This window comes from Psychrobacillus sp. FJAT-21963 (genome assembly GCF_001420585.1).
Taxonomy (GTDB): Bacteria; Bacillota; Bacilli; order Bacillales_A; family Planococcaceae; genus Psychrobacillus.
Genome location: NZ_LJIY01000001.1, coordinates 984,281 through 998,648, shown reverse-complemented (window position 1 = coordinate 998,648; position 14,368 = coordinate 984,281). Strand labels below are relative to the sequence as shown.

Annotated in this window: 13 protein-coding genes; 9 read left to right on the top strand and 4 right to left on the bottom strand. The window is 36.7% G+C overall.

What is annotated here, in order from left to right; genetic code table 11:
* The 4 genes from AN959_RS04765 to AN959_RS04750 all read left to right on the top strand — a co-directional run bounded on the left by AN959_RS04765 (position 1) and on the right by AN959_RS04750 (position 4,561).
* Positions 1-1,065 (top strand): branched-chain amino acid ABC transporter permease, encoded by a 1,065-nt coding sequence (locus AN959_RS04765; RefSeq protein ID WP_371256500.1) that lies wholly within the window; start codon positions 1-3, stop codon positions 1,063-1,065.
* A 72-nt stretch (positions 1,066-1,137) separates the two neighbouring features.
* A complete protein-coding gene (locus AN959_RS04760; protein WP_056828720.1) occupies positions 1,138-2,355 on the top strand; it encodes an ABC transporter substrate-binding protein in 1,218 nt (405 codons plus the stop codon).
* A 33-nt stretch (positions 2,356-2,388) separates the two neighbouring features.
* Positions 2,389-3,180: an ABC transporter ATP-binding protein gene (locus AN959_RS04755; protein WP_056828718.1), complete on the top strand. Its 792-nt coding sequence runs from the start codon at positions 2,389-2,391 to the stop codon at positions 3,178-3,180.
* 475 nt (positions 3,181-3,655) lie between these two features.
* The gene (locus tag AN959_RS04750; RefSeq protein ID WP_056828716.1) at positions 3,656-4,561 is read left to right on the top strand and encodes a 3D domain-containing protein; all 906 of its coding nucleotides are present in this window, start codon (positions 3,656-3,658) and stop codon (positions 4,559-4,561) included.
* A gap of 373 nt (positions 4,562-4,934) precedes the next feature.
* Here the strand turns inward: AN959_RS04750 and AN959_RS04745 are convergent, their stop codons facing one another.
* Entirely contained in the window at positions 4,935-5,486 is a 552-nt protein-coding gene (locus AN959_RS04745) for a hypothetical protein (protein ID WP_056828715.1), read from the bottom strand.
* A gap of 156 nt (positions 5,487-5,642) precedes the next feature.
* Between AN959_RS04745 and AN959_RS04740 the strand changes: the two genes are divergently transcribed.
* Both AN959_RS04740 and AN959_RS04735 read left to right on the top strand, forming a co-directional pair.
* A complete protein-coding gene (locus tag AN959_RS04740; protein WP_056828713.1) occupies positions 5,643-6,293 on the top strand; it encodes an SIMPL domain-containing protein in 651 nt (216 codons plus the stop codon).
* 273 nt (positions 6,294-6,566) lie between these two features.
* A complete protein-coding gene (locus tag AN959_RS04735) occupies positions 6,567-6,908 on the top strand; it encodes a zinc ribbon domain-containing protein YjdM (RefSeq protein ID WP_056828711.1) in 342 nt (113 codons plus the stop codon).
* 294 nt (positions 6,909-7,202) lie between these two features.
* Here AN959_RS04735 and AN959_RS04730 read toward each other — a convergent pair whose 3' ends face one another.
* Complete coding sequence (locus AN959_RS04730) at positions 7,203-8,519, bottom strand: hypothetical protein (protein WP_056828709.1); 1,317 nt, start codon at positions 8,517-8,519, stop codon at positions 7,203-7,205.
* 117 nt (positions 8,520-8,636) lie between these two features.
* Here AN959_RS04730 and AN959_RS04725 point away from each other — a divergent pair, with 117 nt between their 5' ends.
* The 3 genes from AN959_RS04725 to AN959_RS04715 are packed head-to-tail and all read left to right on the top strand — an operon-like array spanning position 8,637 to position 12,945.
* On the top strand, positions 8,637-10,172 hold the full coding sequence (locus AN959_RS04725; protein WP_253278870.1) for an AbgT family transporter: 1,536 nt from the start codon (positions 8,637-8,639) through the stop codon (positions 10,170-10,172).
* Between the two features lie 25 nt (positions 10,173-10,197).
* Entirely contained in the window at positions 10,198-11,508 is a 1,311-nt protein-coding gene (locus AN959_RS04720) for an amidohydrolase (protein WP_056828708.1), read from the top strand.
* Positions 11,509-12,945 carry a M20 family metallopeptidase gene (locus AN959_RS04715; RefSeq protein ID WP_056828706.1) on the top strand — a complete coding sequence of 479 codons (1,437 nt, stop codon included), beginning with the start codon at positions 11,509-11,511 and terminating at the stop codon, positions 12,943-12,945. It abuts the gene before it with no gap.
* A 92-nt stretch (positions 12,946-13,037) separates the two neighbouring features.
* Here AN959_RS04715 and AN959_RS04710 read toward each other — a convergent pair whose 3' ends face one another.
* Positions 13,038-13,598, bottom strand: a complete 561-nt coding sequence (locus AN959_RS04710) for a PepSY domain-containing protein (RefSeq protein ID WP_056828704.1) — start codon at positions 13,596-13,598, stop codon at positions 13,038-13,040.
* 108 nt (positions 13,599-13,706) lie between these two features.
* Positions 13,707-14,303 carry a PepSY domain-containing protein gene (locus AN959_RS04705; RefSeq protein WP_056828702.1) on the bottom strand — a complete coding sequence of 199 codons (597 nt, stop codon included), beginning with the start codon at positions 14,301-14,303 and terminating at the stop codon, positions 13,707-13,709.
* Positions 14,304-14,368: the final 65 nt, after the last annotated feature.

The following is a 14,368-nucleotide window of genomic DNA, read 5'->3' as shown; positions in this document are numbered from 1 at the left end:
ATTGTGCGAAATCTGTTCGTGAGGGAAAGCGGTAACTATAAAACTTCTTATAGTGATGATATGAAAATGTTTGGAACTACCGGTTCTAAAATAAAAGCACTACTTATCGTTCTCGTGGTACTTTCACTTCCTCTATTTGTGTCCAATTACTGGATTGGACTAATAACGTTATGTGCAATATCATCTGTTGGAGCAATTGGATTAAACATTTTAACAGGGTTTACGGGTCAAATATCAATAGGTGTGGGTGCTTTTCTAGGTGTTGGTGGTTATACATCAGCAATCTTGACATCTACATTAGGTTTAAGTTTTTGGATTTCACTACCACTAGCTGGAATTGTTACAGCAATTATAGGAGGTCTTTTTGGAATTCCATCCTTACGCTTAAATGGTTTGTATTTAGCTATCGCAACCCTAGCGGCACAGGTCATTATTCTCTTTGTCATTAGTAGGTGGGACGGTTTGACAGGTGGCACAGCAGGGATGGTTCTTAGTCGTCCGACTATTGGGGAGTTTTCTTTATCGAGTAATACTGGCTATTACTACTTATGCGTGATTATTTTGTTGTTGACGGTAATGTATGCAACTAACTTATTAAGGACCCGCACTGGACGAGCTTTCTTGGCAGTTCGCGATCGAGATATAGCAGCTCAAATAATGGGTATCAACTTATTCAAATATAAAGTTATGGCTTTCGCGATCAGCTCCTTTTTTGTAGGAATAGCAGGTGCATTGCTCGCACATTATACGATGATTGTAAGCCCAGAACTTTATAATTTCCATGTTTCTATTGAATATTTAGCGATGATATTAATTGGAGGACTAGGTAGTGTATTTGGTTCTATTTTAGGTGCTGCCTTTATTACGCTCTTACCGATAGGCCTTGGTTCACTCATTGATGTACTAGCAGGTTTCATGCCTGACCTGTATCAATTGTTTTCGGCTTTTAAAGATTTTGTGTTTGGAGCGGCAATTATCTTGTTTTTAATTTTTGAACCAGGAGGATTAGCTCATATTTGGCTTAATATTAAAAAGTATTTTAGGTTATGGCCATTTTCTTATTAAACAAAGGGATTGCAGAAGCCGTATTTAAAAAAATGTGTGCTTCTTTATATATGAATATGAGGGGGATTATGAATGAAAAGCAGAAGAAAGTTTACTAGTGCATTAATCGGAATATTGTCTGCCGCATTAATACTTGGTGCATGTTCGGATGATAAAGTGGCTGTAAATGGTAATGTTTCTGAAAGAACGGTTGTCATTGGTGGACTTTACGATATTACTGGTGGTACTGGCGATGTAGGAACACCATATGCCGAGGGAGAACAAGCATATTTCAAGTATTTAGCAAGTAAAGGTGGAGTAGAGGGGATTAGTTTAGAGTTAACAGGAAAAGATTATGCTTATGAAATTCCGGAAGCACAGAAAATCTATCAGGAACTTAGAGATAAAGAAAAGGTTTCTGCAGTACTTGGTTGGGGTACTGGGGATACGGAAGCTTTGCGTCAGCAAGTTGCGAACGATAAGCTTCCATTCTTCTCGGCTTCATACTCAGAGAGTTTGAAGAATTTAGATGAAAGCCCATATAACTTCTTAGCTGCAGCATCTTATTCAGACCAAGGACGTTCCGTTTTAAAATGGATTAAAGAAAACCATAAAGGTTCTAATCCAACCTTAGCGCTATTGTATAACGACACAGCGTTTGGTCGTTCTCCAATTGAAGATATTAAAGCATATGCCGCAGAAATTGGAATTGAAGTCGTCGATGAACAAATTGTTGATGTTCGAGCGACAGAAGCCCAATCTCAATTATTAAATATGGAAAAGAAAAATCCTGACTATGCTATTATTCAAGAAACATGGGGAGCAACAGCTACAATTTTAAGAGATGCTAATACGCTTGGAATTGACACGCAATTCATTGGGTTGAACTGGGCTTCAGGTGAAGGTGTAATTTCTATAGTAGGAGAAGATGTTGCAGAAGGGTATATTGGTATTCTTTCGCATGCAATGCCTTATGAGGATCTTCCAGGAATGGCAGAGATTAAAGAATATTTAGAAGCTGAAGGCAAGACAATAGATGATATTAATCAAAAATTTATTCAAGGTTGGACTACTGCGAAAATTTTAGTTGCAGGTATTGAAGAAGCTGCAAAAAAACATCCTGATGGCGAATTAACTGGAGAAGAAATTCGTTCAGGTCTTGAGTCTTTACAAGATTTAGATCTTGGTGGGTTAGGGGCTCCTGTTAGCTTTAGTGCAGATAATCATACTGGTACTGAGCAAACACGACTAGGTATTGTAAAAGACGGAAAATGGGAGCCGTTAACGGATTACTTTAGCCATAAAGACTAATATATAGATATTTTTCTTGAAAGGAGGATATTTATGCTCCAGGTCAATAATATAGAAGTGGTCTATTCGAAAATCATTTTAGCCTTGAAAGGGATGTCACTTCAAGTACCCGAGGGTAAGATTGTTGCTTTACTTGGTAGCAATGGAGCGGGAAAATCCACTACCTTAAAAGCTATTTCTGGATTGCTTAACGGTGATGGAGGGCAAATAACAGATGGTACAATCCAATTTGAAGGAAAGAATATAAATGATATTACACCGGATGTGATTGTAAGGAATGGAATATTTCTTTGCATGGAGGGCAGGCGCGTATTTAGAGACTTAACAGTTGAAGAAAATCTAATGGCCGGGGCTTATTCGCGTAAGGATCGTACAAATATAAAAGAAGATATGGAGAAAATATTTGTTTATTTTCCTAAACTAAAAGCCTTACAATCACGAAAAGCGGGTTTCCTATCAGGAGGAGAGCAACAAATGCTAGCAATAGGTAGGGGTATCATGGCTAAACCCAAATTATTGCTTCTTGATGAGCCTTCCTTAGGTATTGCACCGTTACTCGTGAAAGAGATATTTCAGAACATTAAACAGATTAACGAAGAGGAAGGTACTTCAATATTGGTAGTAGAGCAGAATGCTAATGTTGCGCTTTCCATCTCCGATTACGGATATATAATGGAGAATGGTAGAGTTGTTCTGCAGGGGAATGCAGATTATCTATTATCTAACGAAGAAGTACGAGAGCATTATTTAGGAATTGGAAAAGAAGGAGAGAAAAATTACAAAGAAAACAAAGTATATAAACGTCGTCAAAGAGTAGTTTGGTAATTTATAAGAACGATTGCATGTGTAACGTGCAATCGTTCTTTAGTTTGAAGGAATAGTCCGTCCCTGTTCCATTTAAATGCTTTTAGAAATTTTTTATTAATGCAAGACCCGTTCATTTCCGTTCCATGCGGACGCGTTCCGCCGGCATGGCTTCAGCCGCTTCCTTCGCTTCGCTCGGTCCAGCAGTTGAGGGGAAGGCAATCTAAGTTCGCCACATCCTGCTCCTGCGCAAAGCTCGTCGCAAAAGAACTTTTGCGGCAACGATTGCATGACCAACATCGTGTTGGCCTAGGATGCTTAGGTAACGCCCGCGGAAAGGGAGCCGTTTCAACGATTTTCTTATATATATTACAAATATAACAATGTGCAGAAACTTGTCATTTAATTGATAAATCTCTCTAACCATTTTGAAATGCTACTGACATCTTTGCGTGGTAAGATAAGTCTCGTTAGTGAAAGGGAGGAAATTCATTTTATGAAAAAACACATTGTTGCACTAACCGCAATCGCAGCACTATCAGTAGGAGCGGCGGGACAAGCTTCCGCATCAACCGTTCATACGGTAGAAAAAGGAGATACACTTTGGGCTATTTCTAGAGAAAATAACGTAAGTGTACAAGATTTACAAGAATGGAACGAACTAGATTCAACGTTAATATATCCATTACAGCAGTTAAAGGTACAAGAAACCCATGTTGTCGTTCAAGGTGAAACACTTTTCCAAATTGCACTTTTACATGGTCTGTCGGTGGATGAGTTAATGGAAAGTAATCAGCTTACAAGCGATTTAATTTTTCCTGGAGATGAATTAGTTATTGAAGGAACGAAAAAGGTTGAGCATAAAGTAGATTCGGCTTCCTTACATAAAGCACCGGTAACTAATACAACTGAAAATACATCAGAACCAGCTACAGAAAAAACTGCAGCGCCAGCACCAGCTACAGAAAAAACTGTAGCACCAGCACCAGCTACAGAAAAAACTGCAGCACCAGCACCAGCTACTGCAAAAACTACAACACCAGCACCAGCGCCAGCTGCAAAAACAACAGAACCAGCAGCTGTTAAAACTTCAACTCCTGAAGAATCTACAGCAAAAGAGCTTACGGTTACTTCTACTGCTTACACAGCTTCTTGTGAAGGATGCTCTGGTGTGACAGCTACTGGAATCGACTTAATTGCTAATCCGAACCAAAAAGTTATCTCTGTAGATCCATCGGTTATTCCATTAGGCTCCCGTGTATGGGTAGAAGGCTATGGTGAAGCAATTGCTGGAGATACTGGCGGATCAATTAAAGGAAACAAAATAGATATTTTTATGCCAGATAAACAAGATGCAATCAATTGGGGACGCAAAACAGTTAAAGTAAAGATTTTAGATTAAACATAAAATAGATATCCGGCAAATGCTGGATATCTATTGGTTTGTTAATATGTAAAGTTATAGTAATTCCTTGGGAACTTCTTTCATTGAAATTGTAATGTTTCAACGGATATTTTAAGGGTGCTAGTCTCAAAGAGAGGCTTTAGGATTTGTACTGAATGGGTACCATTTAATGAATTTTTTCAGGATGTTTACCTTACACGCCTAAAGAGCCCGAAGAATGAGACCCCGCAAAGGATGGGGAACGAAGCGACTCATCCTGCGAAGACTCGATGGTGTAGCGTGCGACAAGAGTGTATACTCTTAAAATTATAGAAGTGATTTAAAAATCCTACAATATACGCAGCGAACATTTTTATTCATTCAATCGTTCCTATTTTATCTTTTCTTCCAGCTCTATTTTTGCAATTATTTTTTCTATTATTGATTCAAGAGCTTCTAATCTTTCCACTGATTGATTCGTATTGACCTCATTTTTATCAAGCTTCTCTAAGGCTGTCTCAAAATACCTCTTTAGAATACTCTCTTGTCTATTGTTGTTTCGTTGAATCCGATTCAATACCTCATTTTGAATACTAGATCGTCTAATCATCATCTTGTTAAATGCAGTTTGCTTACTCAAATGCTCATTCATAGAGGTTTTGTAGCTTTTTGAGGCATGTTTGATTTCGATTACATTTTTCTTCAGATGTTCATACTGCCTTCTGTGAATTTTTCCTTGTATATTTAATACTTCTTCTTGTCTTTGCACGCCCTCTAAAATTTTTTTACATGACTTCTCCAGCTCAGCAACACTTTCAATTAAATGGATGTTTAATGATATCTGTTCTTCTATAAAATCTAACCAAGGATTGAGGTTAAAAGTACTTTGGTTATTTTTCGTGGAAAGGGCAAGTGGAAATAAACGTACCTTCGATTCATTCATATATACAACTCCTTTATAAATAAAACGTGTTGTCATCATTGTTTAGTCTATGAACGAAATCGATTTTTGTGAGCAAATCACCTAGCGATAAATGACAAGTTTTTTATACATAGTGCATAGGATAGTTAGTATGAATTATTCGGAAGGTGGCAATTGATGTATTATCAATCTATGCGAGGCCATTTATTTTCTCCTTTACGGGTCATAACGGTAAGGGGGGACGGTGAGGTTTTTGTAAAACCTAACTATGCCCAAATCCAAATAGAGGTAAGTACGGAAGGAAAAGATGTAAGAGGAGCACAGCAGGAAAATGCAAATATTATGAACCAAGTAATACAATCCCTTTTACAGCTGAATATTCCGAGAGAAGATATTCAGACAGCTGCATTTAATGTTCTTCCTCAATATGATTATGTGGAAGGAAAACAAATATTTAGAGGTTATGAGGTTACAAATGCATTGTCTGTCAAGGTGAGAGATACAAGCAAAATAGGAAGTGTCATTGATACTGCTATTCAAAATGGGGCAAACCGTGTCTCTGGAATACAATTTAAAATAGAAAATGCTGATCCTTATTACCAACAAGCACTTCGTTTAGCACTTCAAAATGCTCAAACAAAAGCAAAAACAATTGCAGAGACTTTGAAATTGACTTTGCACCCTCAACCAATTGAAGTTGTAGAAGAAAGGGAAACGGGACCGATTCTTTATAAAACAGTTGCTATGGCTGACCAGACTTTCTCTACACCAATTGAACCCGGACAAATTTTGATAAATGCAATTGTTAAGGTGAAGTATCAATACTAATTAAATCTTATTATTAGGCTGTTTGATATTTTTATCAAACGGCTTTTTTAGTAGGAAAATGTTGAAGTTGAACTATTGTAAATATAATTTTAATGCTCTTAGCACCTCCAAAAGTACTAATCCATTATTTCTATTTTTACATCGTTGCCGCCTCCTCCTGAAGTGCTTTCTCCGTCATCATCTATCAAACATTCCTTTTTCATGGATGTAGGATGAAATAATAAATAATTCTAGTATAATAGGATGCAGTATATGAAATGGGGGAAATACAATATGCCAGCTTTACCAAATTGTCCGAAATGCAACTCAGAATATACATATGAAGATGGAAATCTTTTTGTTTGTCCAGAGTGTGCGCATGAGTGGAGTATAGATACTGAGAGTGAAGAAAAGGAAGATGAAAAAATCGTTAAAGATGCAAACGGAAACGTATTGAATGATGGCGACTCCGTAACTGTTATTAAAGATTTAAAGGTAAAGGGTACCTCTTCTACATTAAAAATCGGCACGAAAGTAAAAAGTATTCGATTAGTAGATGGAGACCATAATATTGACTGCAAAATTGACGGTTTTGGTGCAATGAAATTAAAATCTGAATTCGTTAAGAAAATATAAATTTAAAAGCGGCTTATCGTTTAAATATAAACGGGAAGTCGTTTTTATTAATCCAAAATGCTTCTCCAGTCCTCGTAAAGAAGCGGATCAATGATATTCGCATGTTTCAAACTCGACTAGATTGTTCCAGTGCAGATTTAATCATTCAAAACTATACATAACTTTCACCATGAATTAGTGGTTAATCCCTAGTACTAATGCATTTTAAATAATATGTGTTAATGCGAAAGTACCACGACAAAATAGACCATTAGATGTTGGTTGATACATCATCTAATGGTCTTTAAAATAACTTTATTCTATTTTGTCAAATTGGACTTGATATACTTTCTTTGGACGTCCTCGTAGTTTTTTCTGTTGCTGCATTAAAACTGTAGCAGCTCCGTGTTCTTCTAGTTTTTTTAGTATTCGATTAGCAGCTCTTGACGTGATACCTAAATGACTGCTTAAATCCTCTGACGCCAGTATGTTAGATTGAAGCTTGTCCATAACGGCAATAATTTTTTGAATTTGTAGAGGAGATGTGTTTAATTTCCCGCTTAATTGTTCAATACCAGAATCATACTGTGTGATTACCTGTATCCAATTTTTATCGCCCAATGGTCCAATCAACTTCTCTTCTTTAGACAAAATGTAAGCCTGAGTTTCCAGTGCTGCACACATTTGTGAAGCTTTTTCAGCGTTTGATCGTGCTTCTTGAATCGAATGACCTATCCCCCAGCCGATATGAACAGGAAACTGTAATTCGTGGGAGAGAAAGGGTACTAGCTGACAGCTAGTCATATCGTTTGTAATCAATTTAAAGTCAGTGTAATTCGTGATAATTTCATAATACAAAACATTTTTATGAATAATAAAAGACATATGATTTTGTTTGCTAAAATCCAGTATTGCTTTATATAAGGACATTTGTCGATATTCTAATTCCGTTACGTTATTCCTATTAATAGCTATCTCTAAATGACCAATAACAACTTGATTCTCTATTAATTGAAGAAGTTGTATTTCTTTTAACAATGCTTCTATTTTCATAATCATACTTCGGTCAGAAGGAACTACTAATAACAAGTTAATATTATATGGTTTTAATATTTCTGGTAGCCTGCTTAATCTAGTCATGCATACATCTACTTTGTTTTGTTGCCACATATCAACGTGGAGATCTCGAATTTTATCATATACATCAAGATCCGCATATGCGCGGATACTAGGGTCAAAGATATAGGGTAAATCTTCCTCTGAAGTCCATTCCTTTATCCCCAGATAATTATTTTCCTCGTATAAGAAATCTACTAAACATCTTTTCATCTCGAAGTCTTTGTTCTTATAGATATATTCAGAAAGTGTCCGATAAAAATCAGCTTGGGTGACATCGAAATGTAACATCGGAATGAGTACATCTGAAAAATGTTGTTTAACGAAAAAATAAGGTATTTGTCCACTAAATAATATCCCATCCACCAACTGTATTTTATCTAAAAAAATTGCGTGTAAATGTGCGAGGCTATCATAAATTGTGTAAACAAATTCACAATTTTCTAGCTGTAATGCCTCAGCCTTTTTAACCCATTTTAAAGAATTTTCTGTTGTAAAAATAAGAATTCTTGGCATTTTTCAATTTTTCTCCTTTTTCTAAAAACATATTGACTTTCGTAATTAATTTAGTTTACCCTGTTATTTAAAGACATGGGACAAAGGGGTCTTTAATTAATCGAAGGGGTGGTTTTATTGAATAGCACAATTGAAAATAACGAAGAGATTAATAGTGAAAATAGGTTTTCAAGATTTTTATCTTTCGTGGAGAAAGTGGGAAATAAGTTACCACATCCGTTTATTTTATTCTTTTATCTAACAGTTCTTCTCGTTATTCTATCATGGATATTAAGTTTATTTAAAGCTGCTGTAGTTCATCCGAATACGCAGGAAACTGTAGCAGTAAAAAGTATTTTGTCTTATGAAGGTATTCAGTTTATATTATCTGATACTCTAAAGAACTTTACAGACTTTGCACCGTTAGGTTTAGTACTAACTGTCATGTTAGGAATAGGTTTAGCTGAAAAAGTCGGGTTGCTAGAAATGCTTATGAAAAGAGCAATACTCAATACACCTAGAAAGATTATTACATTTACCGTTTTCTTTATTGGAATCTTAGGGAATATTGCTTCCGATGCAGCATTTGTTGTAATTCCCCCATTAGCTGCACTAGTATTCTTATCGGTCGGTCGTCATCCAATTGCTGGATTGGCAGTTGGCTTAGCAAGTACCGGAATTGGTTTTACGGCAAATGTATTAATTGCTGGTACAGATGCTCTATTATCTGGAATATCTACAGAAATATCACAAGGTATTAACCCCGATATTATTGTGACACCACTAGATAACTGGTTTTTTATGAGTGTTTCTACATTTGTTTTGGCTGGACTAGGTACACTAATTACCGAGAAGTATGTAGAACCGAGATTAGGAGCTTATACGGGAGAGCAACAATCTCTTTCCAATGAGATAAGTACCCTAGAAAAAAGAGGTTTACGTAATTCACTGATTGCTGCACTAATATTCATCGCTGCTGTTGTTGGAGCTATGCTTATACCTAATTCTCCTTTGCTAAACGAAGATGGAACCTTATTGCGATCACCATTTTTGTCAGGGATCGTGCCAGTTTTGTTTCTATTCTTTTTAGTCGTAGGGATTGTTTATGGGGTAAGTACGAAAAAAATCCAATCATCTGCAGACGTTCCTAAATTGATGACAGAGGCAATTGGAACTTTATCTGGATATATTGTATTAATTTTTATGATTGCTCAATTTGTTGCATATTTTAACTGGAGCAATATTGCTATTTGGTTAGCGGTACATAGTGCAGCAATATTAACTCACTTAAATATGACAAATGTATTCGTTATTGTGCTATTTGTATTATTAACAGCATTTTTAAGCTTGTTCATCATTAGTGGTTCTGCATTATGGTCACTCGTGGGTCCTGTGTTTATTCCGCTCTTTATGGTGCTTGGTTATCACCCGGCGTTTATACAACTAGCTTACCGTGTAGGGGAGTCTTCTACCAATATGGTGACGCCATTAAATCCTTATTTCGCTATTATTCTATCATTCATGCACGTGTATGATAAAAAAGCGGGAATAGGTACACTCATGTCTCTTATGATTCCTTATACAATCGGTTTTCTGATTATTTGGATTATTTTGTTGCTCGTTTTTGCATTACTCGGTATTCCTATTGGGCCAGGGGTATCTTTATATCTCTAGTTTATAAATTTAAGGAGTGAATAAGATGAATGGGTTTACTATAACTCCTAATTTAATGGAGCAGATATGTGAATGGAGAAGGGATTTTCATCGTTATCCAGAAACAGGCTGGACAGAATTCCGCACAGCCTCCATTATTGCGCATGAATTAAATCATTTAGGATTTGAAGTAAAGATCGGTAAAGAAGTGTTAACAGAGGAGCGTATGGGTGTTCCTTCTGATGAACAGTTAGAAGCTTGTTATGAGCGTGCAAAAAATACTGGAGCATATCAAGAATATCTTGAAAAAATGGTAGGAGGATATACAGGTGTGGTTGGGACACTTAAAGGATACAAGCCTGGACCTACTATTGCTTTTCGATTTGATATGGATGCTTTGGAAATTTTAGAAACTAATAGTGCATCGCATATACCTACAGAAAAAGGTTTTCGTTCTTTAAATGAGGGAGTTATGCATGCGTGTGGACATGATGCCCACAGTGCTCTTGGTTTAGGCTTAGCAACAATACTTGCAGGAAGCTTGGAGTACATAGGAGGGACGATTAAAATAATTTTCCAACCAGCGGAAGAAGGAGTGCGTGGGGCAAAATCCATGGTGGATGCTGGTGTAGTAGATGGGGTGGATTATTTTTTAAGTATGCATGTTGGAACTGGGGTACCATTAGGAACCGTGATTGCTGGAACAAATGGATTTTTAGCTACAACTAAAATAGATGCAACGTTTAAAGGGAAGGCAGCACATGCAGGAGCTGAGCCAGAAAAGGGAAGAAATGCTTTATTAGCTGCGGCATCTGCTATTCTAGGCCTTCATGGAATTTCCCCGCATAGTGGAGGTGCTTCTCGGATAAATGTCGGAACATGTATTGCGGGTGATGGGCGGAATATTGTTCCAGCCCATGCTTCCTTACAGCTTGAAACTCGTGGTGAAAATAGCGAAGTCCATTCCTATGTTCATCAACAAGCTTTAACTGTGCTAGAAGGAGCTTCCAAAATGTATGGGACTGAGCTTTCTTGTAAAGTTGTGGGATCGGCCAAAACTTGTTCATCTTCTGATAAATTAATAGAACTAGTTACGGATGCAGCAAAAACTGTAAATAAATTAGTGGAAGTAATTCCTCTTACTAAATTTGCGGCCGGTTCAGAAGATGCTACCTATATGATGAATCATGTTCAAAAGCAAGGTGGACTTGCAACGTATTCCATCTTTGGAACAACACTATCAGCTGGACATCATCATGAGAAATTTGATATCGATGAGGACGTGTTTCCAATTGTTTTGGAAACTTGGTTAGCCACAATTGAACAAATTTATGTATATGAAAGTGGGAAACTTTAAATGGATAATCTAGCAGATTTAATAGAGTTGTTAATAGAAGAGCGACGAGAGGAAATAATAGCGTTAAGTGATCAAATTTGGGACATACCAGAGACTAGATTTCAAGAATATCAATCATCGAAAATATTAAGTGATTTTTTAGAACAAAAGGGCTTTATTGTTGAACGTGGAGTAGGTGGAATTGAAACAGCCTTTACAGCTACCTTTGGAGAAGAAAAGCCTGTCATTGGTATACTCGGGGAATTCGATGCTTTGTCAGGTCTGAGTCAAAGAGAAGCATCAGATATACGAGAACCTTTACAAGAAGGTGCAAATGGGCATGGATGCGGACATAATCTATTGGGTACAGCAGGAATCGCTGGAGTTCTTGCAATAAAGGAACTAATTCAACAAAAGAAAGTAAAGGGTTCTATCAAATACTTTGGATGTCCTGGAGAAGAAGGGGGATCTGGTAAAACTTTTATGGTGAGAGATGGTGTTTTTAAAGACATTGATGTTGCGCTTACATGGCATCCTAATTCTTATACGGGTGTTTTTTCATTCTCCTCACTCGCAAATTATCAAGTATATTTCTCTTTTGAAGGAAAAGCATCTCATGCAGCAAATTCTCCCCATCTTGGACGGAGTGCATTAGATGCAGTTGAGCTGATGAATGTTGGTGTCAATTATTTACGCGAACACATTATCTCAGATGCCAAAATCCATTATGCCGTTACAAACACGGGAGGCTCTTCTCCCAATGTTGTACAATCAGATGCAGAGGTATTGTATCTCATTCGTGCCCCTCATTTAAAAGATGTAGAAGAAATTTATCAGCGTGTTATTAACATTGCAAATGGAGCTGCTTTAATGACGGAAACCAAAGTATCCGTTCGTTTTGATAAGGCATGTTCAAATTACATACCAAACCATACATTAAATATGATAATAAATGAAAAATTACAACATTTTGGTTTGCCGGAATATAATGGGGAAGAATTGAATTATGCTCATAAAATGGCCAAAACTATTACATCTGAAGAGGTTGAAACGGCAATTCTAGATGCAGAGAAATTATCGAGCTACCAAATCACAGATCAATTTTATAGAGAAGGCAATCCATTTTTTGAAGAGATTATACCTTATGTGAAAAATAGAGAAGTGATGCAGGGTTCGACAGACGTAGGAGATGTTAGTTGGATCGTGCCAACCGCTCAATTTTTTACTACTTGCTTTGTAGCAGGCACTCCACTTCACACTTGGCAACTTGTCTCTCAAGGAAAAACCTCTCTGGCTCATAAGGGATTATTATACGCAGGAAAGGCTCTTGCAGCAAGTGCCATTGAGATTTTTGAAAAACCAGACTTAATAGATTTAGCGAAGCAAGAATTAGCCGCAAGCACAAAAAGTGCCTATCGAAATCCATTGCCTGATAATCTTAGACCGAGCATTCAATAGATATTTAATATGACAGGTAGAAATCAATACAATGAGAGAAGGTTCTAAAGCAATTGGATATTGTTTTAGAACCTTCTCATTTTTAGTTAATTTTATTTATCATCGTCATCATCATATTCAAACTCTAGTACAACTCCAGTACTTGCATCGATTTTAACTTCTGCTTCCCCTTTTTTAGTACGTAATTCTATTTCATACTCATATCTTTCGTCATCTGAGTCTAATTCGATTTTAATGACTTCTCCGTTTATTTTTTCTTTAGCAAGGGCAATTGCATCTTTTTCTGAGATCAGCGATGTGGTAGATGTAGTTTTAACGCTAGCTTCCATATCGTCATCGTCGTCATCGTTATCACTTTCTTTAACACTTAACACCTTTGCTGTATAAGCATCAACTTTTACTTCAATTTCTTTATTTTTATCTACATCAATGTCTACATCGTAATATGTTTTTTTGTTCTCCGTCTCTAATTCAACACTATCAAATTTACCGCTAGCTTCCTTTAATGCAATTTCTTTTGCTTTTTCAATACCGATTAGTTTATTACTTTGCTCTGTAGAAAATTTTACGTCATCCTCTGCAAATGCATTAATTCCGACTGCACCACTTATAACTAAGGCGGTTGCCAAAGTCCCTATTACCATCTTTTTCATGTTGTTTCCTCCTCTGTTTAATTTGGCTTACACTTATATAATAAACAGAGAAAAAGAAAGGACGGTTATAAGAAGGTTAAAATTCGGTAAGAAAAAGTATAAAAGAAATTAATCTTCCCAATTAACGGATTTTACTTCTCCTGTATATGCATCGACTTGAACGATAGCTTCTCGATCTTCCTCGCCATTTTCAATTTCTACTTCAACCAAGTAATAAGGGGCTTGGTCTGGTGGTTGATGTAATTCAGTATCATCATCTGCTAAACCATTTACATGTTTTGCAGAGATATCTAGTGCCTCCTGTTCCGTAATTACCGTGTTTTCTTTTGGTGCAGGATCTTGTGTTGTAGGATCGTTACTCTCACTTTGGGATCCATCTTCAGTATTTGTTGGCGGCTCTTTAGGCTCAACAGGTTGTTCTTTGGCCTTTTCAAGTTGTTTCAAGGAAAGAATATTTCCGCTCTTTGCATCTATCTTAATATTGTATATACCATTTTCAATCTGCATTTCTATCTGGTATTCATCATGAGTTTTTGTCGTTCGGATAATGTCTCCTGCATATTGGTCTATCGCAACAGCATTCGCTTCTTCCTCTGATAACCCTTGAGCAGAAATGGATGGAGATAGCCATTGAAACCATACGATTAAAAGTAGGGAAACGAGGAGTATAGCTCCAGATACCCATACCCATTTCTTTGTCTTCATTGTGCAATCCCCCTTGTAACAGTTTGTGGCAATAGTATATAACGGGAAAGTTAAAAAATGGTGAG

Excerpts from the sequence above, each read along its gene's own strand:
- AN959_RS04760 (WP_056828720.1), top strand. The coding sequence starts at position 1,138 with ATGAAAAGCAGAAGAAAGTTTACTAGTGCATTAATCGGAATATTGTCT.
- AN959_RS04755 (WP_056828718.1), top strand. The coding sequence starts at position 2,389 with ATGCTCCAGGTCAATAATATAGAAGTGGTCTATTCGAAAATCATTTTA.
- AN959_RS04750 (WP_056828716.1), top strand. The coding sequence starts at position 3,656 with ATGAAAAAACACATTGTTGCACTAACCGCAATCGCAGCACTATCAGTA.
- AN959_RS04745 (WP_056828715.1), bottom strand. The coding sequence starts at position 5,486 with ATGAATGAATCGAAGGTACGTTTATTTCCACTTGCCCTTTCCACGAAA.
- AN959_RS04740 (WP_056828713.1), top strand. The coding sequence starts at position 5,643 with ATGTATTATCAATCTATGCGAGGCCATTTATTTTCTCCTTTACGGGTC.
- AN959_RS04735 (WP_056828711.1), top strand. The coding sequence starts at position 6,567 with ATGCCAGCTTTACCAAATTGTCCGAAATGCAACTCAGAATATACATAT.
- AN959_RS04730 (WP_056828709.1), bottom strand. The coding sequence starts at position 8,519 with ATGCCAAGAATTCTTATTTTTACAACAGAAAATTCTTTAAAATGGGTT.
- AN959_RS04720 (WP_056828708.1), top strand. The coding sequence starts at position 10,198 with ATGAATGGGTTTACTATAACTCCTAATTTAATGGAGCAGATATGTGAA.
- AN959_RS04715 (WP_056828706.1), top strand. The coding sequence starts at position 11,509 with ATGGATAATCTAGCAGATTTAATAGAGTTGTTAATAGAAGAGCGACGA.
- AN959_RS04710 (WP_056828704.1), bottom strand. The coding sequence starts at position 13,598 with ATGAAAAAGATGGTAATAGGGACTTTGGCAACCGCCTTAGTTATAAGT.
- AN959_RS04705 (WP_056828702.1), bottom strand. The coding sequence starts at position 14,303 with ATGAAGACAAAGAAATGGGTATGGGTATCTGGAGCTATACTCCTCGTT.